23 protein-coding genes are annotated in these 24748 nt (G+C 64.6%); 6 read left to right on the top strand and 17 right to left on the bottom strand.

All coding sequences use genetic code 11. The annotated features are described in order from the left end of the window. Window positions 1–19: 19 nt before the first annotated feature. Genes BRA1253DRAFT_RS22170 through BRA1253DRAFT_RS22160 form a run of 3 tightly spaced genes read right to left on the bottom strand, consistent with a single transcriptional unit; the run spans window position 20 to window position 4204 of the window. A complete protein-coding gene (locus BRA1253DRAFT_RS22170; RefSeq protein WP_007598031.1) occupies window positions 20–1102 on the bottom strand; it encodes a lipocalin-like domain-containing protein in 1083 nt (360 codons plus the stop codon). Then, a complete protein-coding gene (locus tag BRA1253DRAFT_RS22165) occupies window positions 1092–3554 on the bottom strand; it encodes an FtsX-like permease family protein (RefSeq protein ID WP_007598029.1) in 2463 nt (820 codons plus the stop codon). Before BRA1253DRAFT_RS22165 ends, BRA1253DRAFT_RS22170 begins: the two co-directional genes overlap by 11 nt. Next, a complete protein-coding gene (locus BRA1253DRAFT_RS22160) occupies window positions 3551–4204 on the bottom strand; it encodes an ABC transporter ATP-binding protein (protein WP_007598028.1) in 654 nt (217 codons plus the stop codon). The genes BRA1253DRAFT_RS22165 and BRA1253DRAFT_RS22160 overlap by 4 nt, the downstream gene beginning before the upstream one ends. A 145-nt stretch (window positions 4205–4349) precedes the next feature. Between BRA1253DRAFT_RS22160 and BRA1253DRAFT_RS22155 the strand changes: the two genes are divergently transcribed. Then, on the top strand, window positions 4350–5675 hold the full coding sequence (locus tag BRA1253DRAFT_RS22155; protein WP_007598027.1) for an MFS transporter: 1326 nt from the start codon (window positions 4350–4352) through the stop codon (window positions 5673–5675). Between the two features lie 89 nt (window positions 5676–5764). Here the strand turns inward: BRA1253DRAFT_RS22155 and BRA1253DRAFT_RS22150 are convergent, their stop codons facing one another. From BRA1253DRAFT_RS22150 to soxX, 10 genes are all read right to left on the bottom strand, one after another. Next, window positions 5765–6973, bottom strand: a complete 1209-nt coding sequence (locus tag BRA1253DRAFT_RS22150) for an MFS transporter (protein ID WP_007598026.1) — start codon at window positions 6971–6973, stop codon at window positions 5765–5767. A 264-nt stretch (window positions 6974–7237) separates the two neighbouring features. Then, window positions 7238–7411 carry a hypothetical protein gene (locus BRA1253DRAFT_RS42920; RefSeq protein ID WP_007598023.1) on the bottom strand — a complete coding sequence of 58 codons (174 nt, stop codon included), beginning with the start codon at window positions 7409–7411 and terminating at the stop codon, window positions 7238–7240. A 75-nt stretch (window positions 7412–7486) separates the two neighbouring features. Beyond that, on the bottom strand, window positions 7487–8524 hold the full coding sequence (locus BRA1253DRAFT_RS22145; RefSeq protein WP_007598021.1) for an MBL fold metallo-hydrolase: 1038 nt from the start codon (window positions 8522–8524) through the stop codon (window positions 7487–7489). A 273-nt stretch (window positions 8525–8797) separates the two neighbouring features. Then, window positions 8798–9259, bottom strand: a complete 462-nt coding sequence (locus tag BRA1253DRAFT_RS22140; RefSeq protein ID WP_007598019.1) for a hypothetical protein — start codon at window positions 9257–9259, stop codon at window positions 8798–8800. After that, window positions 9256–11007 carry a thiosulfohydrolase SoxB gene (soxB, locus tag BRA1253DRAFT_RS22135; RefSeq protein WP_007598017.1) on the bottom strand — a complete coding sequence of 584 codons (1752 nt, stop codon included), beginning with the start codon at window positions 11005–11007 and terminating at the stop codon, window positions 9256–9258. The genes BRA1253DRAFT_RS22140 and soxB overlap by 4 nt, the downstream gene beginning before the upstream one ends. Before the next feature lie 55 nt (window positions 11008–11062). Further along, window positions 11063–11380 carry a hypothetical protein gene (locus BRA1253DRAFT_RS22130; protein WP_007598015.1) on the bottom strand — a complete coding sequence of 106 codons (318 nt, stop codon included), beginning with the start codon at window positions 11378–11380 and terminating at the stop codon, window positions 11063–11065. Next, window positions 11377–12240, bottom strand: a complete 864-nt coding sequence (gene soxA, locus BRA1253DRAFT_RS22125; protein WP_007598012.1) for a sulfur oxidation c-type cytochrome SoxA — start codon at window positions 12238–12240, stop codon at window positions 11377–11379. Before soxA ends, BRA1253DRAFT_RS22130 begins: the two co-directional genes overlap by 4 nt. Further along, the gene (gene soxZ, locus BRA1253DRAFT_RS22120; protein ID WP_007598011.1) at window positions 12240–12551 is read right to left on the bottom strand and encodes a thiosulfate oxidation carrier complex protein SoxZ; all 312 of its coding nucleotides are present in this window, start codon (window positions 12549–12551) and stop codon (window positions 12240–12242) included. Before soxZ ends, soxA begins: the two co-directional genes overlap by 1 nt. A gap of 15 nt (window positions 12552–12566) precedes the next feature. Further along, the gene (soxY, locus tag BRA1253DRAFT_RS22115; RefSeq protein WP_007598010.1) at window positions 12567–13058 is read right to left on the bottom strand and encodes a thiosulfate oxidation carrier protein SoxY; all 492 of its coding nucleotides are present in this window, start codon (window positions 13056–13058) and stop codon (window positions 12567–12569) included. Between the two features lie 38 nt (window positions 13059–13096). Next, window positions 13097–13450 (bottom strand): sulfur oxidation c-type cytochrome SoxX, encoded by a 354-nt coding sequence (soxX, locus tag BRA1253DRAFT_RS22110; protein WP_035995348.1) that lies wholly within the window; start codon window positions 13448–13450, stop codon window positions 13097–13099. Window positions 13451–13710: 260 nt separating this feature from the next. Between soxX and BRA1253DRAFT_RS22105 the strand changes: the two genes are divergently transcribed. Beyond that, window positions 13711–14382, top strand: a complete 672-nt coding sequence (locus BRA1253DRAFT_RS22105) for a DUF938 domain-containing protein (RefSeq protein WP_007598007.1) — start codon at window positions 13711–13713, stop codon at window positions 14380–14382. A gap of 179 nt (window positions 14383–14561) precedes the next feature. Here the strand turns inward: BRA1253DRAFT_RS22105 and BRA1253DRAFT_RS22100 are convergent, their stop codons facing one another. After that, on the bottom strand, window positions 14562–16631 hold the full coding sequence (locus BRA1253DRAFT_RS22100) for a prolyl oligopeptidase family protein (RefSeq protein ID WP_007598005.1): 2070 nt from the start codon (window positions 16629–16631) through the stop codon (window positions 14562–14564). A gap of 217 nt (window positions 16632–16848) precedes the next feature. Between BRA1253DRAFT_RS22100 and BRA1253DRAFT_RS22095 the strand changes: the two genes are divergently transcribed. Both BRA1253DRAFT_RS22095 and BRA1253DRAFT_RS22090 read left to right on the top strand, forming a co-directional pair. Beyond that, a complete protein-coding gene (locus BRA1253DRAFT_RS22095; protein WP_007598003.1) occupies window positions 16849–18096 on the top strand; it encodes an MFS transporter in 1248 nt (415 codons plus the stop codon). Window positions 18097–18270: 174 nt separating this feature from the next. After that, the gene (locus BRA1253DRAFT_RS22090; protein WP_007598001.1) at window positions 18271–19506 is read left to right on the top strand and encodes an MFS transporter; all 1236 of its coding nucleotides are present in this window, start codon (window positions 18271–18273) and stop codon (window positions 19504–19506) included. Window positions 19507–19633: 127 nt separating this feature from the next. Here BRA1253DRAFT_RS22090 and BRA1253DRAFT_RS22085 read toward each other — a convergent pair whose 3' ends face one another. After that, window positions 19634–20128 (bottom strand): VOC family protein, encoded by a 495-nt coding sequence (locus BRA1253DRAFT_RS22085; RefSeq protein ID WP_007597999.1) that lies wholly within the window; start codon window positions 20126–20128, stop codon window positions 19634–19636. A 91-nt stretch (window positions 20129–20219) separates the two neighbouring features. Beyond that, window positions 20220–20765 (bottom strand): carboxymuconolactone decarboxylase family protein, encoded by a 546-nt coding sequence (locus BRA1253DRAFT_RS22080; RefSeq protein ID WP_007597998.1) that lies wholly within the window; start codon window positions 20763–20765, stop codon window positions 20220–20222. Between the two features lie 136 nt (window positions 20766–20901). Between BRA1253DRAFT_RS22080 and BRA1253DRAFT_RS22075 the strand changes: the two genes are divergently transcribed. Both BRA1253DRAFT_RS22075 and BRA1253DRAFT_RS22070 read left to right on the top strand, forming a co-directional pair. Beyond that, window positions 20902–22116 carry an acyl-CoA dehydrogenase family protein gene (locus BRA1253DRAFT_RS22075; protein ID WP_007597997.1) on the top strand — a complete coding sequence of 405 codons (1215 nt, stop codon included), beginning with the start codon at window positions 20902–20904 and terminating at the stop codon, window positions 22114–22116. Between the two features lie 146 nt (window positions 22117–22262). Then, window positions 22263–23402, top strand: coding sequence for an acyl-CoA dehydrogenase family protein (locus BRA1253DRAFT_RS22070; protein ID WP_007597996.1), 1140 nt, complete (start codon window positions 22263–22265; stop codon window positions 23400–23402). 281 nt (window positions 23403–23683) lie between these two features. On the opposite strand, the gene BRA1253DRAFT_RS22065 is transcribed toward BRA1253DRAFT_RS22070, so the two are convergent. Further along, a complete protein-coding gene (locus tag BRA1253DRAFT_RS22065) occupies window positions 23684–24721 on the bottom strand; it encodes an amino acid ABC transporter substrate-binding protein (protein WP_035995346.1) in 1038 nt (345 codons plus the stop codon). Window positions 24722–24748: the final 27 nt, after the last annotated feature.

The following is a 24748-nucleotide window of genomic DNA, read 5'->3' as shown; positions in this document are numbered from 1 at the left end:
CCTTGGAGGACGCTGCGCTTCAATACCCGGTCAGCTCGAGATAGCCAACGCCGTCATGCGTGCCGGTAAAGCTGATCGGCCCTTCCCAATAGGAAAAAACGGTCCCCATCCACGCCTTTGGATTGAGCGGCTTGCACTGGATCGAGAACGACCGCGAGGGGATCGCGATCTGCCACTCCACCGGCAGCTTGCGCCCGGCCATCTCAGCCGTCGCTTTCGGAATCATCCGGATATCGGCACCCACGATCATCTGCGTGTCGCCTGTGGCGCTGATCCAGTTGCCGAATGGATAGTCCATGCCGTCCTTCTGCCGCAGCCGGTATAGCATCAGCTTGTCGCCGGACGCGAGATGCAGCGACAGCCAGTCCCAGCCGGTCTGGTCGGTGTCGAGCGGCTGGCTGCTCCATTCGCGGTCCATCCAGGCCTGGCCGGAAACATCGACCGGCCTATCATCGATGGTGAGCGTGCCGCGGGCGCGATAGAACGGCTGGCTGTAATAGTAGGAGGCCTGTCCGCGCTCCGACTTGCGGCTGTAGCCGCGATCGCCCTGCAGCACCACGGGACGATCGGCCTCGAGCGTCAGCGCGTAACTGAAGTCGGCGCCCGAGGCCTTCAGCGTCAGCGGCGCCAAAGCGCGATCTTCGGTGCGCTCGGATCCGTTCATCGCCCAATCGTCGATCCAGGCTGAGAACGGTTTCGCCGTGACGCCGGCCTGTCCCACGCCGCCGCGTGAAAACAGCTCGCTGAAGCGGTGGGTGTCGGCCCGCGTCACCGCCGCATGCGCCATCCACACCTGCTGGTTGGCCCAGCCCTCGCCCTGCGGTCCCGGCTGCGTCGCCTGGCGAAACAGCGTCCATTGCAGGCCGCAAGCCGCGCCGCTGCTGTCGACGAGATTCGCCGTGAGATACCACCACTCGATGCGAAACTCCGGATGCGGGCCGTGATCGGCGGGGAAGGAGAACGTCTTTCCCGGCTCGACCTTCGCAAAGCCGTCGGCGGTTTCACCGAGGCCGGCATACCCTTGCGCATGTGTCCGTCGCGCGAGAGCGAGGGCGGCAATGCCGCCGGCGAAGGTGCGCCGCGAGATCCTGTCAGCGTTCATTGGCAAACACCTTGACGAGGCTCGCCGGCTGCATCCGCGCCAGCCGTATCATTGGCAGCAGCGCGGCAAGCAACGAGGCGAACAGCGCGACCGCGACCAGCTCGACCAGTTGCAACGGAAACACATGAAACGGCAGCCGCCAGCCGAACGCTTTGACGTTGACGATCGTGATCAGGCACCACGCCACCAGCAGTCCGAGCGGCACGGCCAGGAGTGACGTGAACAGCGCGACCGACAGCGTCTTGGTCAGTTCGATCGCGGCAAGGCGGGGCCGCGTGATGCCGATTGCCCAGAGCGGCGCAAGCTGCGGCAGGCGCGAATTCGCCAGCGTGAGAAGGCTGGTCAGCAGCGCGATCCCGGCGACGCCGAGCGTGAACGCGTTCAGCGCCGACGTCACCGCGAAGGTGCGGTTGAAGATCCGGATCGATTCCGCCTTCACCGTCGCCTGATCGGCGACGCTGCGATCGTCGAGCGCAAACTGCTTCTGCAGCGCGGCGATCAGGCCGGGGATATTCTCCTTCGCGACGATGAGACCAATGCGCGTCTGTGGCGTCTGCGGAAACTGCCGGATCAGCGCCGCGACATTCACCGCAAGCTGTCCCTTGGGGTTGCCGTAGTCGGCATAGATGCCGACGATGTCGAGCTCCCAGGTCCCGCCTGGCGCCGGGACGTCGATGACGTCGCCGACGCGGACGTTGAGTCGGCGGCTCAGCTGCTCGCTGATGAACGCGGCATTGCCGGGTATGAGTTGTGTCCAGGCACGGGGCGCGGCTTCGAGCAGCGGCCAGCGCTCGCGATAGAGTGCATGATCGGGCAGGCCGAGCAGTTCCACCGGCTGCCCCTGAACCTGCGCCTCGGCGCGTCCGCCCGACAGGATCGCCTGGACATCGCCGCGCTCCTTCAGCCAATTGCGGATCGCGACGCCTTTCGCATTGTCGGAGGCGCTGATGTAGACGTCGGCTGCGAGCCGCCCGTCGAGCCAGCCGACAAAAGTGCGGCTGAACGTTTCCACCATGGTGGATACCCCGACATTGACGGCGAGCGCGAGCAGCAGCGCCATCAGCGCCAGCGACAATCCCGAGAGCTGCTGCCGGCTATCCGCCCAGAACCACAGGGCGAGCGGCTGTCGCGCGAAACGCTGCCCGGTCCGCAGGATGATGTCGAGGAAGGCCGGCAGGATCAACGCGGCGCCCAGCATCAGCGCTGCCAGCACGCCAAAGCCCGCGATCAACGATTGCCCGTACTGGAGCAGCAACAGCGCGACCGCGAACACGGCGCAGGCAGCCCCGCTTTGCAGGATCAGCCAACGGCGCTGCCGCTGTTGCCAGGCGCGCGGCTGCGCGGTCGCCAGCACCGGCATCCTGACAGCCTTGATCAGGCTGGTCGCCGCGGCCACCAGCGCGCCGGCAATGCTGATGCCGATCCCGGCGAGCCACCATTCGGGTCGCAAGCTGAGCTGCCCCGGGATTTGCGCGCCATAGAGTCCCCGCAGGGACGCCGCGACGTCGGGCAAGAGCGCAGCCGCAATGAAATAGCCGCAGGCAAGCCCGATCAGGCCTGCGACCAGCGACAACGCCACGAGTTCGACCACCAGCACGGTGTTGACCAGTCGCGCCGAGGCACCGCAGGCCCGCAGCGTGCGCAGCATCGGCAGCCGCTGCTCGAAGGCGAGACCGACGGCAGAATTGACGATGAAAAGACCGACGAAGAACGACAGCAGGCCAAACGCAGTGAGATTGAGGTGAAAGCTGTCGGTGAGGCGCTCCAGCTCGGTCTCCGCATTGGGCTCGACCCGCTGCAAGCGGTCGCCGACGACGCTCGCCAATGGCGCGGGCTTGCCCCTGGGCTTGCCGATCAGAAGTCGCGAGATTTGCTCCGGCTTGTTCAGCAGCCGCTGCGCCACGCCGATATCGACCACCAGCACGTCGGGCACAAGCTGCGGCAGCACGCGCAGTGGCGGCAGTTTTGCGCCGCTGCTGATCGCTGGTGCCGCGCCCTCCTGCTCCTGCAATTCGTTCAGCGTCTCCCGTGCCACCAGCGTCTGGCCCGGCGGCGCGATGAAGTTGCTCAGATCGGCGGCGCCTAGGCGCGGTGCATTGCCGACATCGACCGGCAGCGTCACCGGCTCGATGCCGAGCAGCCGGACCGAGCGCCCGTTGACCTGGATGCGTCCCTCCAGCATCGGTGAGACCGGCCAGCCGGCGCGGCGGAGCTTGACGAACAGCTCCTGCGGAAAAGTCGCGGCGTCAGGCGCGACCAGCATCGGCGTGCGCGCGCCGCCGAAGGTTGCCGCGGCGCGGTCATAGGCGTTGCGGGCCTGCTGGTTGATCGCCTGCACGCCGCTCCACAGCGCGGTCGCCGCGATCAGCCCGATCAGGAGCGTCGCGAACTGCATCTTGTGGCGCCGCCAATGGCTGAGCAGCACGGCGAGGACCCAGAGCGCGCGCCTCATGCGATCCGCCCGGCATGCAGATTGACGTGGCGATCGAGTGTCGCGGCCAGATGCAGGCTGTGCGTCACCATCAGAAAGCCGCAGCCGGTGCGCGTGACGAGGTCGCGCGTCAGGGCAAGCACGTCCTCGGCGGTGGCCTCGTCGAGATTGCCGGTCGGCTCGTCCGCCAGCAGCAACGACGGCTTTGTCGCCAGCGCCCGGCCGATCGCGACGCGTTGCTGCTGTCCGCCTGATAATTGTTCTGGATAACGCTTGAGCAGGCCGCCAAGCCCGAGACGCTCGATCAGCTCTTTATACCAAGCTGCGTCGTACCGGCCGGCGATCCGCGCCTGAAACACCAGATTGTCTCCGACCGACAGACTCGGGATCAAATTGTATTGTTGAAACACCAGGCCGATCCGGTCGCGCCGCAGGCCGGCGCGTCCCGCATCGGACAATTTGGTGACCTCGGTATCTTCCAGTCGGATCGTGCCGCTATCGGCGGCATCGAGCCCTGCGATCAGGTGCAGCAGCGTGCTCTTGCCGCTGCCGGATTCGCCGGTCAGTGCGACGCGTTCGCCGGCCTTGAGGTCGAGATCGACGCCGCGCAGGACATGGACCGGCTCACCGGCCGAAGAGAACGTCTTGGAGAGGTTTCGGATGCTCAGCACGATGAATGGCGCCGGACGGAATTAGCGGAATTGCTGCGTAGCACACTTGCTGCGGAAATGCCGGGTTGCGTTGCTATTGAAGCCGTTGTTAGCTCCTAAGAGGACTACATCAAAAAAGTGCCAAAAACGGACGACGGGGAGAATGATGAGCGCTCAGGGAACGCCCGAGGTGGCGGGCAAGACGACTGGAACGCCTAAGGGCGCCTGGACCGTTACATTTCTGCTGTTTCTTTTCATGCTGGTGAACTTCGCCGACAAGATCGTCGTCGGTCTCGCCGGCGTGCCGATCATGACTGAGCTGAAGCTCGAGCCCGAGCAGTTCGGTCTGCTCGGCTCGTCGTTCTTCTTCCTGTTCTCGATCTCTGCGATCGTGGTCGGCTTCATCGTCAACAAGGTGCCGACGCGCTGGGTGCTGCTCGCGCTCGCGGTGGTCTGGGCGCTCGCGCAGTTTCCGATGGTCGGCACCGTCTCCTTCACCACGCTCCTGATCTGCCGCATCGTGCTCGGCGCCGGCGAAGGCCCGGCCTTCTCGGTCGCTGCGCATGCGATCTACAAATGGTTTCCCGACGAGAAGCGGACGCTGCCGACCGCGATCCTGTCGCAGGGCTCGGCCTTCGGCGTCATCCTCGCTGTGCCGGCGCTGAACTGGATCATCGTCAATCATTCCTGGCACTATGCGTTCGGCGCGCTCGGCGTCGTCGGCCTGATCTGGGTTTGCGCCTGGCTCGCATTCGGCAAGGAAGGCCCGCTGGAGGACACACAGGCTCAGGCTGCGGCCGAGACGAAGATTCCCTACCTTCAGCTGCTCACCTCGCGCACCTTCCTCGGCTGCGTCGCGGCGACCTTCGGTGCTTACTGGGCGCTGTCGCTCGGGCTGACCTGGTTCACGCCGTTCATCATCAAGGGCCTCGGCTTCTCGCAGAGCCAGGCCGGCTGGATCTCGACCCTGCCCTGGGTGTTCGGCGCCACCATTGTGATCCTGACCGGCTGGATCTCGCAACTGATGATGGCCCGCGGCTCGACCACCCGCGTCGCACGCGGCGTGCTCGGCTCCGTGCCGCTGGTCATCGGTGGCCTGATCCTGGCCGCGATGCCGCATGTTCAGGGCGCGGGCTTTCAGCTCACCTTGCTTGTGGTTGGAACGGGCTTGTGCGGAGCGATCTACGTGGTCTGCCCGCCGATGCTCGGCGAGTTCACGCCGACGTCGCAGCGCGGCGCGATCCTCGCGATCTACGGCGCGCTCTATACGCTCTCGGGCATCATCGCGCCCGCCGTGATGGGCACCGTGATCCAGCGCGCCGGCAGCATGCTGGACGGCTACATGACCGGCTTCACCATCAACGCCGCGATCATGGTCGGCTCCGGTGTGCTCGGGCTGCTCCTGCTCTGGCCGAACACGGAAAAGGCCAGGCTGACCGGCACCGCCGCGCCGCAGGCCAGCGCGCTGAAGGGCGCGGTATCGCCGACGTAAGGGGCCACTTCAGTCAACCCAATCACAACGTCATCCCCGCCCCTGTGCGCAATTGCGCGCAAGGCCGGGGCGACAATTGAGCTTGTTGCTCAAGCAGCGATTGGCCGCTTCCGCTCCGTGAACGGCGACAGCACCACGGTCGCGACCATGAAGATCACCGACGCCCCGAACACCCAATGCGGCGCGCTCTGGTCCATGATCCAGCCGAACAGCAGCGGGCTGACGATACCGCCCAGATTGAAGCCGGTGGAGACGATGCCGAAGGCGCGCCCCGCAGCACCGGGAGGGGCGGCATTGCGCACCAGCATGTCGCGCGAGGGCGCGATCACGCCGGAGAGGAAACCCGCTGCCGCCATCGTGGCGGTCAGCGCCCAGCCCGGCAGCGTGACCAGCGCGATCAGCAGCACGATCGCCGCGTTCGCGGCAAAGCAGGCGGCGGCGACATAGCCGTGGCGCTCGGTATGGTCGGCGAGAAAGCCGCCCGCGAGCACGCCGGCGGCGCTTGCACCGAGGAACGCGGTGAGCGCGACATTGGCCGCGGAATAGGTCACGCCATAGCCACTCATCAGCGCCACCACGCCGAAATTGTTGATGCCGGCGACCGACAGGCTGAGCAGCATGAACAGCGCCGTCAGCGTGATCAGCGCCGGCGTGATCACGGCTTGTTTTGGTGCGTTCTCGGTGCCCGGCTTCGTCTTGTGCGCGCCGGCATCGGGAATGTTCATCGTCACCAGCAGCAGCGCGACCAGAACACCGATCGCCCCCGATGCGATCAGCGCGCCGGCACCGCCAGATACGGTGACCAGCGCGGCGACGATCGCCGGCGCCACCGCGCCGCCGAAATAGCCGGCAAAGGTATGGATCGAGAAAGCACGGCCCATCCGCGCTTCGTCCATGTGCTCGGCGAGAATGGCGTAATCGGCGGGATGGTAGACGCTGTTGGCGAGCCCGAGCAGCACGGCGCAGGCGATCAGCGAGGCATAGCTGAGGTGCAGGCCGAGCAGGATCAGCGCGAGGCCGCCAAGCGTGAGGCCGCCCAGCAGGATTCTTCGCGCACCAAAATGGTCGACGAGATAGCCGGTCGGCGCCTGCGTCAGCCCCGAGACCACGGCCGACACGGTCAGTGCAAAGCCGAGCTCGACATAGCCGACGCCGAGTTGATTCTTGAGGAACGGAAACAGCATCGGCAGGACCAGCAGATGGAAATGGCTGACCCAATGCGCGATCGAGATTCCCGTCAGCGTGCGTAGCGCGCTGTCCGCCTTGCCTTGTTGCGGTGCGGCGAGAACGTCGACCATTGCAGTTCCGTTTCACGTCCTTTGGAGACGCGCAAACTATCGGGCAGAGCGGTTATTTGTCCATGAACGCAGGCGCATGGCAGGTAGTGTGGGTGGGAGATTCCCCGCCGTCGTCCTGGCGAAAGCCAGGACCCATTACCCCAGGAAGCAGTTTGGCGAAAACTCGTGGTCCGGTACTGCGACCATCCACGATCGAGAGATCACGCGGTATGGGTCCTGGCTTTCGCCAGGACGACAGTTGAGAGCGAGGCAAGAGCCGAGCCCTCAAAACGGCTCGTCATCCGGCCCGTAGCGGTCTCGCTTTGGTGTCGCGATGTCGCCGTCTTCGTAATCATCGTCTTCGGTGTCGCGCGGAGGCGGAGGCTTCTTCGCCTTGTCTTTTGCTGGCGTGTCGTCCGCAATTTTGGGCGGCGCGCTCGGCTTGCCGATCTTGGCCATGGCTGGTCCCGGATGGTGATGCTGCGGCCGATCCTATCCGGAAGATATGTGCGGTTCCTGACTTATCTCAAGTCGTCAGTGCACCACCGGCCCGCCGGCCTTCTTCCAGGCGTCGATGCCGCCGGCGATGTGGGCGGTGTTGGTGAGCCCGGCCTCCTTGGCGGCGGCGACGGCCATCGCCGAGCGTTCGCCGAAGGCGCAGAAGAACACGACGCGGCGGCCGGTGGCGGCCGCGACCTCGCGCAGCATGCCGCCGGGCTTGAGGCTGTCCTCGACGGACGGATAGGGCGTATGCAACGCGCCTTCGAGCATGCCGTGCTTCATCCGCTCATTGGTCTCGCGCAAATCGACCAGCAGGATATCGGGACGGCCGAGGCTGCGGATCGCCTCGACGGCGCGGAGCGCGCGGCCCTCTTTCTCCAGCTCCTCCTGGTGCAGGCCGACATGCATGTTGGCGGGCACCGCAACGTCCATCATCTTCGGATTGGGCAGCTTCAGATTGGCCATCAGCTCGATATAGTCGTCGACCGAGCGAACCTGGAGCCGCGGATTGTAGCGCTTCTCCTCGCCGATGGTGGAGACGGTGTCGCCCTTGTAGTCATGCGCTGGGAACACCATGGTCTCGTCGGGCAGCTTCAGCAGCCGATTGAAAATAGACTCATATTGCGCGCGCGAAGAACCGTTCTGGAAATCGGTGCGGCCGGTGCCGCGGATCAGCAGCGTGTCGCCGGTGAAGACGCGGTCGCCCATCAAATAGGAATAGGAATCGTCGGTGTGGCCGGGCGTGTACATCACGTCGAGCGCCAGGCCCTCGATCGTCACCTTGTCGCCGTCGGCAACCCGCATCGCCACCACGTCGGCCTTGGTCTGGTCCCCCATCACGGTCATGCAATGGGTGCGGTCGCGCAGCTCGCCGAGGCCGGTGACATGATCGGCATGGAGATGGGTGTCCACGGCCTTGACCAGCTTGAGATCGAGCTCGCGCAGCAGCTGGCAGTAGCGGTCGACCTTCTCCAGGACGGGATCGAGGATCAGCGCCTCGCCGCCGGGGCGGCTCGCCAGGAGATAGCTGTAGGTACCCGAAACACTGTCGAAGAGCTGACGGAAGATCATGGCAAGACCCGGCGTGAATTACCCGGAGATTCTACTACATTTCGGGCTCACAAGAGAAGCAATTCACTGTGCAAGCAAGAAAATTTGGAAGATTTTTATTCCTGTGACCGGCGAGTGGGCGTCACCTGGCCACCGCTGTCATTCCCCGCGAAGGCGGGGAATCCAGTACGCCGCGCCCCCTTCCGTACCCCTCGCCGTCTCGGAGTACTGGATCGCCCGCCTTCGCGGGCGATGACACCGACTGCGCCGCGACGCTTTGCCCCGACAAAAGGCTCAGGGTCGCACCAATGTGTACCCGCTCTCGCTGAGAAACAGGATCTGCCCGACCCCGACCTGCACCGGGGTGGCGGCAGGGATGAACTCCGGCCGCTTGCCGGTCTCACGCTCGATCGTGTCGACGGTGTTGAGGCAGATGTCGAAGCGCACGCCTTGCGCGATCAGGCTCTCGACCTGCTTGCGGCGCTCGCTGCCTGACAACAGGAGATCGATGCCGGGACCGAACGCCACCACCTCGATTGCGACCTTGTCGGGGTCGTAGGCCTTCAGCAAATTGTTGGCGACGCTGAGCACCAGAGCTTGCTTCCTCGCATCCCCATCGGAGAGCTGCAGCACGATCTTGTGCTCGGCGAACGGCTTGTCCTGCAGCGGCACCTGTTGCGCAAAAGCCGGCGGCATCACCGCCGCCCAGGCGAGCAGCGCCAGCAGCATCGCTGACAAGGTTTGCGACCGCATCATCCCTGTCCTGCAATGCCCGGATTACCCTCGACGCCCTTTAGCGTGACGCCGGAGCCGAGCCGCTCCTGAAACATCCGGCCCGACCGCAGATATTTTGCCACCACATCCCACACCGGCGTGCCTTGCTGGCCGTTGACCGAGGCCCAGCCCGCGACCTTGTAGCGGTGGCTGGCACTGAGCGCCTTGCCGCCATTGAGCTTCAGCTCCGAGATGCGGCTGCCGATCGCCGCCGTCGGCGTACAGGTGTAGCTGAGCCCGCCGGCGCGGACCATGTCGCCGCCCTGCTGGTAGTAGGGATCGGTATTGAAGAGATTGTCGCAGACGTCTTCCAGCACGTCCTTGATCTGGGCTCCCGTCATCTCCTGCACATAGGTCTCGGGATAGCTGATCGCGGTTTCCGCGAGCAAATCCTCCATCGTCAGCGCCTGGCCGGACAGCCCGGTGACGCCCCAGCGGAAGCCCGGCGACAGCGCGATCTCGGCGTCGAGCTCGGTGCGCAGCGCGCTGCAGATCAGCTCGTCGACCGGGCCGGCGAAATTGTCGCGGCGATACAGCAGGCGATCGGGCGTCGCGATCTTTTCCGACCAGTCGTTAGCGAAGGGCGCCCGCAACCGGCCGATCAGTTCGGCCATCCCAGGATCGGATTTCAACAGCTCGGAATAAACCGGCAGCAGATGATATCTGACGTCGCCGACCTTGCCTTTTTCGAGCGCGAGATCGAGCACGGCAAGAAATTTTCCGTTGGAGCCGGCATTGGTGACGAGCGTCGTGCCGCTGGCATTCTTCACGGCGATGGGCTGCGGGATCGCATCATGGGTATGTCCGCCGAGGATGACGTCGATGCCGGTGACGCGGCTTGCAAGCTTGAGATCGACGTCCATGCCGTTGTGCGACAGCAGAATGACTGCATCGACCTTGTCGGTGCCGCGCAAGCGGTCGACATGCTTCTGGAGTTCCTCCTCGCGGATGCCGAAGGACCAGTCCGGCGTGAACCGTTTGGGATGCGCGATCGGCACGTAAGGGAAGGCTTGGCCGACGATCGCGACGCGATGGCCGCCGAGCTCCTTGATCAGGGAGGGCTTGAACACGCGCCCCGTCGCCTTGTCGAAGGCGGGGGCGTCGTTGAATGCGGCTTCCTCCGTGAGAAAGACGTTCTGCGCCAGAAACTCGCCCTTGAAGCGCGCGAGATTGTCGCGCAGCGCCTGCTCGCCGTAGGTGAATTCCCAATGCCCGGTCATCGCCTCGATGCCGAGCAGGTTTGCGGCCTCGACCATGTCGCGGCCCTGCATGATGTTGGCGAGTCCCGTGCCTTGCCAGAGATCGCCGCCGTCAACGAGCATGGAGTGTTTTTCGCCGGCATCGCCGCGCAAGCGGTCGATCAGCGTCTTCAGATGGGCGAAGCCGCCGAGCTTGCCGAAACGGCCTGCGGACTTCTCGAACTCGAAGCAGCTGAAGGCATAGGCGTCCGCGCTGTCGGGCCTGATGCCGAAACGGTCGAGGAAGGCGCGGCCGACCAGATGCGGCGGCCGTCCCGCCATCTCGCCGATCCCGATATTGACGCTGGGCTCGCGAAAATAGACCGGATTGAGTTGCGCATGCGTATCGGTGAGGTGAAGAATGCGCGCATTGCCGAACCGTTCGATGTCGTAAATGCTCGCGGCCTCAGCACCGCGCGCAAGCCGTGGCAGGCTAAGCGATGCGGCAGCAAGGCCTGCATTCTTCAGGAAATCGCGGCGGCGGATCGCCATCCAGAAATTCTCCGCGCCCTCTCATGGCCGCAAGGCTGTTGCACAAGCGAACAGTCTAGCGGATTTCCATCGCCTTCCAGGCTTCTTTTTCGGAAATCGCCTGGAAGATCGACGCTTTCGCCAGCGCCTCGGCCTCCCTGGCTGCGGCCACGGCGCGGTCGTAATCGCCGCCATCGGCCGCCTTCTTCGCGGCGGCCAGCGTCGAGACGGTCACGGTCCACTGGTTGCGCATGCCGGCGGCCTCCTTGGAGGAGGCCTCGGCGGCGGCATAGGCCGCCTTGTAATCCGCCTCGTTTGCCGCACGCGCCGCCGGCGCGAGGCTCAGAGCGAGCGGCAAGGCAAGCACCACGGCGAGAGCAAGCGACCGCTTCATGGCCGCGCTCCCGGTCCCGATATCGGCAGGCCGTTGGCGACGTAGGACAGGAAATATTCGACGTCGCGATATTCATCCGCCTGCGGCTCCAGCGGAACCGCGCGGGTCTGGCTGTTACAGGTGACGAAGCGGCGACTGGTCGTGCCCATGCCGCTCCATTCGGAGCGGTAGATCGGCATCGCGTTCAGAATGCCGAGCGCCGGCGCCAGGATCTCGGCGCGGATGCGCTCGCCCGGGCTCTGCACATGGCAGCTCGCGCAGGAGAAATTCAATTGGCCGCGGCGGGTGTAGAAATAGCGCTTGCCGTTCTCGAATGCCGCAAGCGCGCGAGGATCGTCGGGGATCTTGATGTCCATCGGCTTGCCGCGCGAGGTGAAGGCCATGTAGGCGGTGAGCGAGGCCATCTCGTCCTTGACGTAGGAATAGGGCGCCTCGCCATTGGCCTCGCGGCAGCGGTTGAGCGCCAGCTCCAGCGTGACGACCTTGCCTTCCTTCTCGTCGAAATAAGGATAGTTCTGGCGGATGCCGATGCCGCCGTTCGGGAAGCAGTCGGCATAGGTCTTGCCGTTCTTGAACGGGGTGGCGAACATTTCCTTGCCGGCGTCGAGCGCGAACTCGTAGGGCGGGAATTCCTCCTTCTCCTGCCACTGCCGCTTCATATCCTCGTTCATGGAATAAGGACCGTTGACGAAATCTTCGTGCTTCACAGTCGGAAACTTCTGGAAGAAGAAGTTCTGGAACGCCTTGGCATCGGCGACGGGATCGACCTTGTCGGCCGCCACCACGCGCGGAGAGGTGAGGGCCAACGCGACGAGCGCGGCGCTCAACGAACCAAGCAGGATGGAGGTGCGGGCCTTCATCACGAAATCTTCGCGGTGGTCGTGTCCGACGCACCCTTGTTATCCGTCCAGGAGACCTTGAGATCGTCGCCCTTCTTGGCCCCCTTGAAGCTGAACTTGACATAGGGGTCCTTCGAGATCGCGGTGCCCCAATCGGCAACGAAGACGTCCTTGCCGTTACATTCGAATTTCAGCTGCTGGATGTAATGCGCCGGGATCAGCTCGCCCTTGGCGTCCTTGACGAAGCCGGTATCCATGGGGTGCTGAATCAGCGCCTGCACCTCGGTGATGTCGCCGTTGGCGGTGGCGCGGACGCGAATGCTGGATGCCATCTCGATCTTCCTCGCTTAGCCGCCGCAGCCGCCGACGGTGACCTTGACCTCTTTGGTCGCGCTGTAGAGCTTGCCGTCGGCCTCCACGATCGCAACGACGTTGGTGGTCTTGGCCATCTTCAGCCGGTTGGCGACAGCAGGGATCGTGCCTTCGGGAATCCTGTAGGACGCGGCCAGCGCGCTGGGATTCTCGGCCACGAAGAACGAGATCGAGGTGACCTTGTCGAGCGTCGTCGCCACCGAGATCGGCACCACGCCGCCGTTCTCGGCGATCTCGGGGGCGTCCAGCTTGACCTTGTCGGACGGCTCGGCGGTTTTGCCGTACAGCGCCTTGATGGCGTCCGCCTCGCTCTTCTGCTTGAAGGCCTCTTCGGGATATTTGTCGTTGGCCGCAGCGCGCGCGGGCGCGGCGCCGAACGGCAGATTGCCGAGGCCGAGCAGCGCGACCGAGGCTGCGCCCTGAAGGATCAGGCGCCGCGTCGCGCTTGGGCCGGTGAGTGTGGTCATCTCGGGTCTCCCAACCAAATCTCGTGGCGTGCCTGAAGTCACAGGGTCTGCAGGAAATCAACGATCGCGCTGATCTCCTGTTCGGTCAAAATCCGGTTCCGGCCGAACGGCGGCATCATGGTCTGCGGATTGCGCTTGGTCTCGTCGAAGATGATCGCGGCCAGCTCGTTGCGATCGGGGTACTTGGCCTTGAGGTCCTTCAGTTCCGGCCCGATCGTTCCCGGCAGGTCGCCACCCTTGATCACGTGGCAGGTCAGGCAATTGCCCTTGCCGCGGTCGAAAGTGAGTTTCTGGCCGTCGGCCACAGCGGACTGCGCCCACGCCGGGCTGGCGAGGCCGGCGGCAATGGCCAGCAAGATGAACAGAACGGGCGTCCGGGAAAAGGCGGTCACGGCGTTATTCCGAGGCGTTATATCGATGGTCTCGATCGCGAAATAGAAGCGTTTCCAAAGCACAAAGGGCACCGCCTGACAATCAAGACTATGCACGCGACAAAATGAAGTTAATATCTTCCCCATTGCAACTAATGAGATTATTTGTTCAGCCGATTTGGCCCGAGAGTTTAGGGCCGTGGCGCGGGCCGGCTGTTTCCCGAGCGTTTGGGCGCTCAACCTGTTTTCATCGCGTTCTCGTTTTTTCAAGGGGACCTCACTTGGCTGAATATGTCGTCGAATTCGGCAGGGATGGCGGTCGGGTCGAGTCGGATGGTCGGCTCGATGCACCGGCATTTCATCGCAATCACGAGCCGCTCTGGGCGGCGCTGGAGAAGCATCTCGCCGGCTGCACCGGCAACGTGGTCGAGCTCGGCAGCGGAACCGGCCAGCACGTGGTCTACTTCGCCCGTCACACGCCTGGCCTGATCTGGTGGCCCAGCGATCTCAACCAGCGCCACCTCAAGAGCATCGAGGCCTGGCGTGTTCATTCAGGCCTGAAAAACATCCGCTCGCCGCTGCGGATCGATCTCACCGATCCGGACTGGTGTCCGGAGATGAAAAGCGGGCAGGCACCGTCGAGTCTTGCCGCATTGTTCTGCGCCAATGTCATCCACATCGCGCCATGGAGCGTCGCCGAGGGCCTGTTCGCCGGCGCCGGCCGCTATTTGCGGGCCGACGGCAAGCTGTTCCTCTACGGCCCGTTCAAGCGCGGCGGCAAGCACATCGCGCTCAGCAACGCCGTGTTCGACACCTCCTTGCGTGAAGGCAATCCCGACTGGGGCGTGCGTGACATCGCCGATGTCGAGGCGCTCGCGCGCGGCGCAGGTCTTCGCCTTGTCGATACCATTGACATGCCAGCGAACAATCTCACGCTGGTGTTTTCGCGCTAAGCCTAGACGGCGCTGCGCTCCCCTCCCTCGCCTGCGGGGGAGGGTTGGGGAGAGGGTGTCTCCGCAATGGGGTATCCCCTAGAGGATAGAACCCTCACCCGGCGCTTCGCGCCGACCTCTCCCGCAAGCGGGCGAGGTGCACCGCCTGCTGCGCTCCCACTGATTCAATCAAGAGGTCGTCAGCCCTCGCCGTCCTTCCACCCGATCTTGTCCTTCAAGAACCGAAAGCCAATCACCTCGAACCCGGCGCGCTCCTTGTTGTCCTTGCCGTAGCCGTGGCCGCCCGCTTCAGGCTCGTAGAACCAGGCCTCGTAGCCCATGGCCTGGAGCTTTGCCGCCATCTTGCGCGCATGCCCGGGATGGACACGGTCGTCGCGCCGCGTGGTGGCGATCAGGATCGGCGGATAGGGCTGGCCGGCTTTGACGTTGTGATAGGCGGAGTAGGTCTTCAGCCAGTCCCATTCCTCGGGCTTGTCGGGATCGCCATATTCCGCGATCCAGCTCGCGCCGGCGAGCAGCTTCGTGTAGCGGCGCATGTCGATCAGCGGGATGGTGCAGAACAGCGCGCCGAAACGTTCGGGGTATCGCACCAGCATGTTGGTGATGAGGATGCCGCCGTTGGATCCGCCCTGCGCGGCGATGCGCTTTGCCGTCGTCACGCCGCGGCGGACGAGATCGGCGGCAACGGCGGCGAAATCATCGTGCGACAGCTTCTTGCCGGCGTATCGCCCCGCATCGTGCCAGCGCGTACCGAATTCGCCGCCGCCGCGCAAATTCGCCTGCACCGTGGTGCCGCCGCGCTCCAGCCACAGCTTGCCGAGCGACGAATTGTAGTACGGCTTCACGGCGAGGCCGAAGCCGCCATAGGCGCTCATATAGACCGGTGCATCGCCGGTCTCGCGAGCGGGGCCGGTCTGCACATAGGGGATGCGCTCGCCGTCGGTCGAGATCGCCTCGTGCTGGGTCACCACGAGGCCGTCGGCGTTGAATGTTTTCGGCGCCTGCTTCAACACGATCGGGCTCGCGACGTCGCGCTCGATGAGCAGCAGCGACGGCGGCGTCAGCGGATCCTGCACATTGGCAAGCAGGTCGCCGTTGCTCTCGGAGGGATGGCGATCCAGCGGCCAGATGTCGACCACGCCGATCTGCGGCAGGCCGCCAAGTGATTCGCGGCTCCAGCTTGTGGCGGACGGCGTGCAGATCTCGAATTGCGGCTGGAGCTCGTCGAGGATCGACAGCACCAGCCTGCCCCGGGCCCAGAACAGGCCTTGCAGGGCACGGCGAGGTTCGGGCGCGAACAGCACCGCGAAATCGCGGCTGCCGGCGAGGAAGGCCGGGAGCGAGATGCCGAGCACGGTGTCGGCGGCATAGGTTCTGCCCTCGATCGACCAGGCCTCGCGCAGCTTCATCGCGAACCAGTCGCCATGCGCCTGCAACCAGATGCCGGTCGGCAGATCGAGCTTCGTCGTCGTGCCGTCGGCGTCGCGCAGCCAGAGCGCATGATTGAAGAAGTCGATCTGGTCGACGATCCAGCTGCGCGGGGCCGCAGCGGTGTCGTCGACGATGCCGGAGATCGCCATATGATCGGCCGTGGTCTCGATGATCATTTGCGCCTGATCGACAGGCTGGCCGCGCCGCCACAGGCGAACCGTTCGCGAATATCCCGAGCTCGTCGCCATGCCTTCGCCATGGGCGCTCGACAGCAGCAGCGTGTCGGCATCGAGCCAATCGGCGCCGCCCTTGGCTTCCGGCAGCGCAAATCCGTCCGCCACGAAACTCTTGGTGCCGAGGTCGAATTCCCGCAAGGTGACGGCGTCGCTGCCGCCGCGCGACAGACTCAAAATGGCGCGCGCGCTTCCCGGCTGAGTGGTGATGCCGCTCAGCAGCCAGTCCTCGCCTTCGCGTGCCGCGAGCTGGTCGACGTCCAGCAGGATTTCCCACGCGGGATGCGATTTGCGAAACTCGGCGAGCGAAGTCTTCCGCCACAAGCCGCGCGGGTTGGTGGCGTCCTTCCAGAGATTGTGCAGTTCGTCGCCGCGCCGGCTGACATAGGGAATGTTGTCGGGACGATCGTAGATCGCCGCGAGCATGTCGCGGTCGCGCGCGAAGGCGGTCCCGCCGAACGCGTCGAGCGTCAGGCTGTTCTGCCGCGTGACGAAATCGAGCGCCTGCTTGCCTTCGATCTCCTCCAGCCAGAGCCAGGGATCGTCGTCGGGAGCGCTGAGCGTAGGCCTGTCGTCGACGGACATGAACGAAACTCCGGAAGGTCGCGGCGGATAGGATTTGATCGAGCGCAAGCCGTCAAGTGCGCGGCCCATTATCATCGGCCCGATTGCGTCAGAGGCATGGCCTGCGCCCGTTTGCGCCGGTTGCCCGCCCTCTCGCGTCCCGCCATAGTGACGGGAATCAAGCGAGCCTTTGAAAGCCTTTGAAGCCCCTCGAAAGCCCGTTGGGGCGGAAATGCCGATGCTGGATGTGACTGCAGCCAATGAGATCGCCGCCGACGCCCGCGTGCGTGCCAATGTGGTGCGCCTTGCCGCCGCGCAGGCGCTGACCGGCGCCAACTCGGCGGTGATCTTCGCAACCGGCGCGATCGTCGGCGCGACGCTCGCGCCCGACGTCTCGTTCGCAACCGTGCCGATCTCGATGTATGTGCTCGGCCTCGCCGCCGGCACGCTGCCGACCGGCGCGATCTCGCGCCGCTTCGGCCGCCGCGTCGCTTTCATCGTCGGCACCGGTGTGGGCGCGCTGACCGGTCTGCTCGGCTGCTTCGCGATCCTGCACGCTTCGTTTCCGTTGTTCTGTCTGGCGACTTTTCTCGGCGGCCTCTACGGCGCGGTGGCGCAGTCCTACCGCTTCGCTGCCGCCGACGGCGCCAGCGCGGCGTACCGGCCCAAGGCGGTGTCCTGGGTGATGGCGGGCGGCGTGTTCGCCGGCGTGCTCGGTCCACAGCTCGTGCAATGGACCATGGATGTCTGGCAGCCTTATCTGTTCGCCTTCAGCTTCCTGGTCCAGGCGGCTGTCGCGCTGGTCGCGATGGGTATCGTCGCCGGGGTCGACATGCCGAAGCCGGCAGCGGCCGATCTTCACGGCGGGCGGCCGCTGCTCGAGATCGTGACCCAGCCGCGTTTCATCGCGGCGGCGCTGTGCGGCGTCATCTCCTATCCCATGATGAATCTGGTGATGACCTCGGCGCCGCTCGCCATGAAGCTGTGCGGCTTGAGCGTTTCCGATTCGAATTTCGGCATTCAATGGCACATCGTCGCCATGTACGGGCCGAGCTTCTTCACGGGTGCGCTGATCGCCCGCTTCGGCGCGCGGAAGGTTGTTGCCGCCGGCCTGCTGCTGGAGGCCGGCGCGGCCAGCATCGGCCTGTCCGGCATCACCGCGATGCATTTCTGGGCCACGCTGATCGTGCTCGGCATCGGTTGGAATTTCTCCTTCATCGGCGCCTCCGCGCTGGTGCTGGAGACGCACCGGCCGCAGGAGCGCAACAAGGTGCAGGCCTTCAACGATTTCCTGGTGTTCGGCATGATGGCGATCGGTTCGTTCTCGTCCGGCCAATTGCTCGCCAGTTACGGCTGGTCCGCGGTGAACATGGTGGTGTTCCCGCCGGTGCTGCTCGGGCTCGCCGTGCTCTCGCTGGCGTCCTGGACCCGCCGCCGCAAGGCGCGGCTGGACGCGGCCATGGGCGAGTTTCCGGACGCGATCTGAGATGGCGGGAGGCTGTAAGCAGCGTTGATAGTTCGATCCAGGCCGAAGTGATTTCCGGGGCGAGTTGCTTAGATGTCATCATGGCCGGGCTTGTCCCGGCCATCCACGTCTTGGGCGCCCGGATCGAAGAACGAGGATGCTCGGAACAAGTCCGGGCATGACGGAGTAAGCGGCATGCTCGACAATCCTCAACATCCCACGATCGACGAGTCCTCTCTCCGCTACGAAGGCTGGCGCATCGTTGCGGTCTGCTTCCTGCTCGCGACCTTCGGCTGGGGGCTCGGCTTCTACGGCCAGAGCGTCTATGTCGCCGAGCTCCAGCGCGCGCACGGCTGGTCGGCCTCGCTGATCTCGTCCGGCACCACGTTCTTCTATCTGTTCGGCGCGCTGCTCGTCGTCTTCGTCGGCGAGGCCGTCAACACATACGGCCCGCGCCTCGGCCTGATCGCGGGGACGCTGGCGATGTCCGCCGCGGCGGTCGCGATCGGCGCGGTGCGTGAGCCGTGGCAGCTTTATCTCGCGAACGCCGTGCTCGCCTTCGGCTGGGCCGGCACGAGTCTGGCCATGATCACCAACACGATCAGCCTGTGGTTCGACCACAAGCGCGGTATGGCCATCAGTCTCGCGCTGAACGGCGCAAGCTTCGGCGGCATCGTCGGCGTGCCGCTGCTGGTGACGTTGATCGGCCATGTCGGCTTCGCCAGCGCGATGTTTATCGTCGCCGGCGCCATGCTGGCGTTGCTCGTGCCGGTGATCCTGGTTGTCGTCGGCCGCCCGCCCGATCTCCATGGCCGGCGCGCCGCGACGAAAACGAAACCGCAATCGTCGGCGCAGATTCGCAGCCAGGCGTTGCGCGATGTCGGCTTCCTCACGGTGACAATTGCCTTTGCTTTGGTGCTGTTCGCGCAGGTCGGCTTCATCGTCCACCTGATCTCGTTCCTCGATCCCGTGATCGGGCGCGAGCGCGCGGCCGTCGCGGTTGCGGTGCTGACCGCGATGGCGGTGATCGGCCGGGTGCTGTTCTCGCTGGTGATCGACCGCCTCAATCAGCGGCTTGCCTCGGCGCTGTCGTTCCTGAGCCAGGCCGTCGCGCTTCTCGTCGTCATCAATTTGCACAATGATTACGTGCTGATCGCCGCCTGCGCATTGTTTGGCTTCTCGGTCGGCAATCTCATCACGCTGCCGTCGCTGATCGTGCAGCAGGAATTCGATTCCGCCTCGTTCGGCGTGCTGATCAGCCTCAACACCGCGATCAACCAGGTGACTTATGCATTCGGCCCCGGCGTGGTCGGTTTTCTGCGCGATTTCTCCGGTGGCTATGAGCTGCCGTTCTATTTGTGTATTGCGCTGGAGCTGGTAGCGGCGGCGCTGATCATGGTGCGGGGGAAGCCGCATGCGACGACTGCGTAGAGGCGCGGCGTCGCTTCAACATCCTCCGTCATTGCGAGCGCAGCGAAGCAATCCAGACTGCTACTGCGGAAAGATTCTGGATTGCTTCGTCGCTTCGCTCCTCGCAATGACGAGGAGAGAGTTGAGTTTAAGCCTCCCGCTGCTTCAGCAGCCCGTCCACATCCAGCCGCTTCGTAAACATCGACAGCTTGCCATCCGGCCCGAACGGCCATTGCTCCCGCGGCTTGTCCCAATACAGCTCCACGCCGTTCTGGTCCGGATCGCGCAAATACAGCGCCTCGCTGACGCCATGGTCGCTCGCCCCGTCGAGCGCAATGCCGGCAGAGAGCACGCGGTGCAGCGCATCCGCCAGCGCGGGCCGGGTCGGATAGAGGATCGCGGTGTGATAGAGCCCGGTCGTGCCTGGCGGTGGCGGCGAGCCGCCCTTGCTCTCCCAGGTGTTGAGCCCGATGTGGTGGTGATAGCCGCCGGCCGAGATGAAGGCCGCGCCCGAGCCCATGCGCTGCATCAGCTCGAAACCGAGCACGCCGCAATAGAAGCCGAGCACGCGATCGAGATCGGCGACTTTGAGATGGACGTGGCCGATCCTGGTGCCGGCGGCGACGGCTTGGTTCTGCGACATGCGGCTGCTCCGTTGATGGACTCCACATAAGCCCGGGCTCGGAACAGTGCTACTGACCTATCCCGAAACCCAGCGTTTCCGGATAGGCAACTTACGACAGCTCCCGCGCCTCGCCCTCCGGCAGCTCGAACTCGAACGTGTTCAGCGTCATCGACACCAGCGTGTAATAGCCGCAGAGACCAATCACCTCGACCACGCCGCGCTCGCCGAGCAGCTTTACCGCCTCATCATAGAGACCCTTCTCGACGCCATGGCCCTCATGCAGCGACTTCGCGACGTCGTAGATCATCTTGCCCTTGGGATCGTCGAAGACAGGCGTGCGGCGGTCGCGGATCGCGTCGATGATGTCGGGGTCCATGCCGCCGGCAAGCGCGAGGCGCTTGTGCGCGTACCATTCGTAATGCGCGGTCCAGTGCCGCGCCGTCACCAGGATCGCGATCTCCGAAAGTTTTGCGGGGAATATCGTGTCGTAGCGCAGGACCTCGCCGAGCCGCGTGGCATGACGGGCCATGTCGGGACTGTTCAGCCACGCCATCATCGGTGCCGGCGGCTTGCCGCGCTTGCCGGCAATCGACTCGTCATAGGTCTGCCGCTGGCTCTCGTTCATTTCGCCAGGCGAAAGAAGCTTCAGGCGCATTGTTGTTTCCTCTTTGTTTTCAAGCTCGCCGTGGCCGCGACTATAGCGGATGCGTGACACGGAAGTGGTTGAATTCCGCGGGAGCTTGGCCCAGAGTCGTGCCCAACAAGCCGATTTTGAATGATGGAAACGACCCATGACTGACTCCAGGGCCAGCGAGACTGAGACCGCCGATCTCGAAACATTCCGCAGCGAAACGCGCGCCTGGTTGGAAGCCAATTGCCCGCCGGAGATGCGCAAGCCCGCAACGTCCGACGCCGACGTGTTCTGGGGCGGACGTAACGCAAAATTCTCGTCCGAGCCGCAGCGCATCTGGTTCGAGCGCATGCGCGACAAGGGCTGGACCGTACCCGATTGGCCGAAGGAGTACGGCGGCGGTGGCCTGAGCGCCGCCGAGCACAAGGTGCTGCGTGCGGAGATGGGACGAATCGGAGCGCGCCCGCCGCTGTCGAGTTTTGGCATCTGGATGCTCGGGCCGGCGCTGCTGAAATACGGCAACGACGCGCAGAAGAAAGAGCACCTGCCGAAAATCGCAGGGGGCCTGATCCGCTGGTGCCAAGGCTATTCCGAGCCGAACGCCGGCTCCGATCTTGCCTCGCTGCAGACCCGCGCCGAGAGCGACGGCGACGATTTCGTGATCACTGGGTCGAAGATCTGGACGTCCTATGCCAATTACGCCGACTGGATCTTCTGCCTCGTCCGCACCGATCCCGCCGCGAAGAAGCATGACGGCATCAGCTTCATCCTGTTCGACATGGCCTCGAAGGGCGTCTCGACCAAGCCGATCCTGCTGATCTCCGGCTACTCGCCGTTCTGCGAGACGTTCTTCGACAATGTCCGCGTGCCGAAATCGCATGTGGTCGGCACCGTCAATCGCGGCTGGGACGTCGCGAAATATCTGCTCCAGCATGAGCGCGCGATGATATCAGGCATGGGCGAGCGCGGCGTCGGCCGTCCGCTAGGCCAGATCGCGGCCGATTCCATCGGCACCGATGCGCTGGGACGGCTCGACGATTCCATGCTGCGCGGCCGGATCGCCAGCTTCGACGTCGATGAAGCCGCCCTTGCAGCCTGCGCCGAACGCGCGGTCGATCTCGCCAAGGCGGGGCAGGCGCATCCGGCGTTCTCGTCGGCAATGAAATATTACGGCACCGAGCTCAACAAGCGCCGTTACGAGATCCTGATGTCGGCCGGCGGTGTCGATGCGCTGGAATGGGAGAGCGAGCGCTCCAGGCAAGGCGCCCGTCCGCGCGCCTGGCTGCGCACCAAGGCCAACTCAATCGAGGGCGGCACGACCGAGGTCATGCTCGGCATCGTCGCCAAGCGCATTTTGGATTTGCCGGGGGCCTAGCAAAAGTCCTCATCCTGAGGAGCGGCCGTCAGGCCGCGTCTCGAAGGATGAGTGGGGCCTGCATGGTTCGAGACGGCGCTTTGCGCCTCCTCACCATGAGGTTCAACCACCGAATTCAGTCGAACCGCATTTTGTTGGAGCCCGTCATGGCCCTCGTCCTCACCGAAGAACAATCGATGCTCCGCGACAGCGCGCGCGGGTTGATCAGCGACAAGGCGCCGGTGTCGCATTTGCGCCATCTGCGCGACAGCAAGGGCCCCACCGGCTTTTCCAGGGAGTTTTGGCATTCCTTCGCCGAGATGGGCTTTGCCGGCTTGCTGGTGCCGGAAGAGTTCGGCGGCAGCGGCCTCGGCTATGTCGAGGCCGGCGTGGTGATGGAGGAGATCGGCCGCACGCTGATGCCGTCGCCCTTCCTCGCCACCAGCGTGGTCGCGGCCTCGGCGCTGAACCGTGGCGGCAATGCCGCGCAGAAGTCGGAATATCTGCCGAAGATCTCCAACGGCTCCCTGCTGGCGACGCTTGCGGTCGACGAGGGTGCAAAACATCGCCCGCTTCAGACCAGCCTCCAGGCCGTACGCGCCGGCAACGGCTTCAAACTCTCGGGCGCCAAGGCGCTGGTGGTCGACGGTCACGTCGCTGATCTCCTCATCGTCGCTGCGCGCACCGCGGGCTCGGCCGGCGAGCGAGAGGGGCTGACGCTGTTCCTGGTCAACCCCAAGGCCAAGGGCGTTGCGATCGAACGCACCATCATGGTCGACGCGCACAATGCGGCGCGGATCGAGCTTGCCAATGTCGAGGTCGACGCCGACAGCGTGCTGGGCGAGATCGACCAGGGCGCCGGCTTGCTCGACGGCGTGCTCGATATCGGGCGCGGCGCGGTGGCCTCCGAAATGGTGGGCTTGAGCGAAGAAGTGTTCAACCGCACCGTCGAGTACCTCAAGAGCCGCAAGCAGTTCGGCAAGTTGATCGGCGAATTCCAGGCGCTGCAGCACCGCGCCGCCGAACTCTATGTCGACATCGAGATCACCCGCGCCGCCGTGATGAAGGCGCTGCAAGCGCTCGATACGGACGTCGCCAAGGCGGCGTCAAGCGTCGCAGTGGCAAAAGCCCGCGCCGGCACCACCGCCACGCGCGCGGTGCAGGAAGGCGTGCAGATGCATGGCGGCATGGGCATGACCGACCAGTTCGACATCGGCTTCTTCATGAAGCGCGCGCGGGTGTGCGAGGAATTGTTCGGCGATGCGAACTACCACACCGAGCAGCTGGCGAGGGCGCGGGGGTATTGAGGCGAGACGGGTGTGAGGTCCAGGGCGTCGCCTCACAGGCGGTGTCGTCGCCCGGCTTGACCGGGCGACCCAGTACGCCGCGGCTTCTCGATTGATCGCAACCGTCTCTGGAATACTGGATCGCCCGGTCAAGCCGGGCGATGACAGTTGAGATTGTGGATAGCGCGCCCGCCCCAAGCTCGTCATTGCGAGGAGCACTTGCGACGAAGCAATCCAGACTGTCACCGCGGGGGGATTCTGGATTGCTTCGCTTCGCTCGCAATGACGGCGGATAGAGCGCCCTACCGCACCGGCGGTGCATACTGCACGCCGCCCGCATTCCACAGCTGGTTCATGCCCCGCGGGATCTTCAGCTTCGACTTCTCGCCGATGTTGCGCTCGTACATCTCGCCATAATTGCCGACGTTGCGGATGATGCGGACCACCCAATCCTTGGTGAGGCCGAGCTGCTCGCCGTAATTGCCCTCGGTGCCGACCAGCCGCATCACTTCCGGCTTCTTCGACTTCAGGGCCTCGTCGATGTTCTCCGAGGAGACGCCGAGCTCCTCGGCGTTGATCATCGCGTAGAGCGTCCACTTCACGATCATCATCCAGTCGTCGTCGCGCTGACGTACGACGGGCGCAAGCGGCTCCTTGGAGATCATGTCCGGCAGGATCATGTGGTCGCCGGGCTTCGACAGGTTGATCCGCAGCGCGTAGAGCTGCGAGACGTCGGCGGAGAGCGTGTCGCATTTGCCGGTGTCGTAGGCTTTCACGACGTCGTCCAGCTTGTCGAACTTCACCTCTTCATACTTCATGTTGTTGGCACGGAAGTAGTCCGCGACGTTGAGCGCCGTGGTGGTCCCGGTCTGGACGCAGACCTTGCTGCCGGTCAGGTCCAGCGCGGTTTCCTTGTTGCGCGCGCGCGGCAGCATGAAGCCTGCGCCGTCGTAATAGGCGACCGCGGGGAAATAGAGATCGTAGTCGAGTTCGCGCGCCATGCTCCAGGTCGAGTTGCGCGAGAGGATGTCCACTTTCCGGCTCTGCAATTCCTTGAAGCGCTCGCTGGCATCGAGCGCGACGAACTTCGCCTTGCTCGGGTCGTTGAAGATCGCGGAGGCCACCGCACGGCAGAAATCGACGTCGAAGCCGGTCCAGTTGCCCTTGTCGTCGGGGATCGAGAAGCCCGGCAGGCCCTTGTTGACGCCGCACAGCACTTCGCCGCGGCGGACGGTGCGCTTCAGCGTGCGGGTGTCGTAGAATTCATAGATGATGGCCAGGACGGCGACCAGCACGGCGACTGCGAGCCCGATCAGCAGGCCGCCACGAAAAGTGCGCATCATGTTGCTCTCTCGAAATAATCGGGA

The sequence above is a fragment of the Bradyrhizobium sp. WSM1253 genome, from assembly GCF_000244935.1.
Classification (GTDB): Bacteria; Pseudomonadota; Alphaproteobacteria; order Rhizobiales; family Xanthobacteraceae; genus Bradyrhizobium; species Bradyrhizobium canariense.
This window is presented reverse-complemented; position numbering and strand designations above follow the sequence as displayed.

What these genes read in the sequence shown, in the direction of transcription:
- BRA1253DRAFT_RS22170 (WP_007598031.1), bottom strand. Translation starts at nt 1,102, where the DNA reads ATGAACGCTGACAGGATCTCGCGGCGCACCTTCGCCGGCGGCATTGCC.
- BRA1253DRAFT_RS22165 (WP_007598029.1), bottom strand. Translation starts at nt 3,554, where the DNA reads ATGAGGCGCGCGCTCTGGGTCCTCGCCGTGCTGCTCAGCCATTGGCGG.
- BRA1253DRAFT_RS22155 (WP_007598027.1), top strand. Translation starts at nt 4,350, where the DNA reads ATGAGCGCTCAGGGAACGCCCGAGGTGGCGGGCAAGACGACTGGAACG.
- BRA1253DRAFT_RS22150 (WP_007598026.1), bottom strand. Translation starts at nt 6,973, where the DNA reads ATGGTCGACGTTCTCGCCGCACCGCAACAAGGCAAGGCGGACAGCGCG.
- BRA1253DRAFT_RS42920 (WP_007598023.1), bottom strand. Translation starts at nt 7,411, where the DNA reads ATGGCCAAGATCGGCAAGCCGAGCGCGCCGCCCAAAATTGCGGACGAC.
- BRA1253DRAFT_RS22145 (WP_007598021.1), bottom strand. Translation starts at nt 8,524, where the DNA reads ATGATCTTCCGTCAGCTCTTCGACAGTGTTTCGGGTACCTACAGCTAT.
- BRA1253DRAFT_RS22140 (WP_007598019.1), bottom strand. Translation starts at nt 9,259, where the DNA reads ATGATGCGGTCGCAAACCTTGTCAGCGATGCTGCTGGCGCTGCTCGCC.
- soxB (WP_007598017.1), bottom strand. Translation starts at nt 11,007, where the DNA reads ATGGCGATCCGCCGCCGCGATTTCCTGAAGAATGCAGGCCTTGCTGCC.
- BRA1253DRAFT_RS22130 (WP_007598015.1), bottom strand. Translation starts at nt 11,380, where the DNA reads ATGAAGCGGTCGCTTGCTCTCGCCGTGGTGCTTGCCTTGCCGCTCGCT.
- soxA (WP_007598012.1), bottom strand. Translation starts at nt 12,240, where the DNA reads ATGAAGGCCCGCACCTCCATCCTGCTTGGTTCGTTGAGCGCCGCGCTC.
- soxZ (WP_007598011.1), bottom strand. Translation starts at nt 12,551, where the DNA reads ATGGCATCCAGCATTCGCGTCCGCGCCACCGCCAACGGCGACATCACC.
- soxY (WP_007598010.1), bottom strand. Translation starts at nt 13,058, where the DNA reads ATGACCACACTCACCGGCCCAAGCGCGACGCGGCGCCTGATCCTTCAG.
- BRA1253DRAFT_RS22100 (WP_007598005.1), bottom strand. Translation starts at nt 16,631, where the DNA reads ATGTCCGTCGACGACAGGCCTACGCTCAGCGCTCCCGACGACGATCCC.
- BRA1253DRAFT_RS22095 (WP_007598003.1), top strand. Translation starts at nt 16,849, where the DNA reads ATGCTGGATGTGACTGCAGCCAATGAGATCGCCGCCGACGCCCGCGTG.
- BRA1253DRAFT_RS22090 (WP_007598001.1), top strand. Translation starts at nt 18,271, where the DNA reads ATGCTCGACAATCCTCAACATCCCACGATCGACGAGTCCTCTCTCCGC.
- BRA1253DRAFT_RS22085 (WP_007597999.1), bottom strand. Translation starts at nt 20,128, where the DNA reads ATGTCGCAGAACCAAGCCGTCGCCGCCGGCACCAGGATCGGCCACGTC.
- BRA1253DRAFT_RS22080 (WP_007597998.1), bottom strand. Translation starts at nt 20,765, where the DNA reads ATGCGCCTGAAGCTTCTTTCGCCTGGCGAAATGAACGAGAGCCAGCGG.
- BRA1253DRAFT_RS22075 (WP_007597997.1), top strand. Translation starts at nt 20,902, where the DNA reads ATGACTGACTCCAGGGCCAGCGAGACTGAGACCGCCGATCTCGAAACA.
- BRA1253DRAFT_RS22070 (WP_007597996.1), top strand. Translation starts at nt 22,263, where the DNA reads ATGGCCCTCGTCCTCACCGAAGAACAATCGATGCTCCGCGACAGCGCG.
- BRA1253DRAFT_RS22065 (WP_035995346.1), bottom strand. Translation starts at nt 24,721, where the DNA reads ATGCGCACTTTTCGTGGCGGCCTGCTGATCGGGCTCGCAGTCGCCGTG.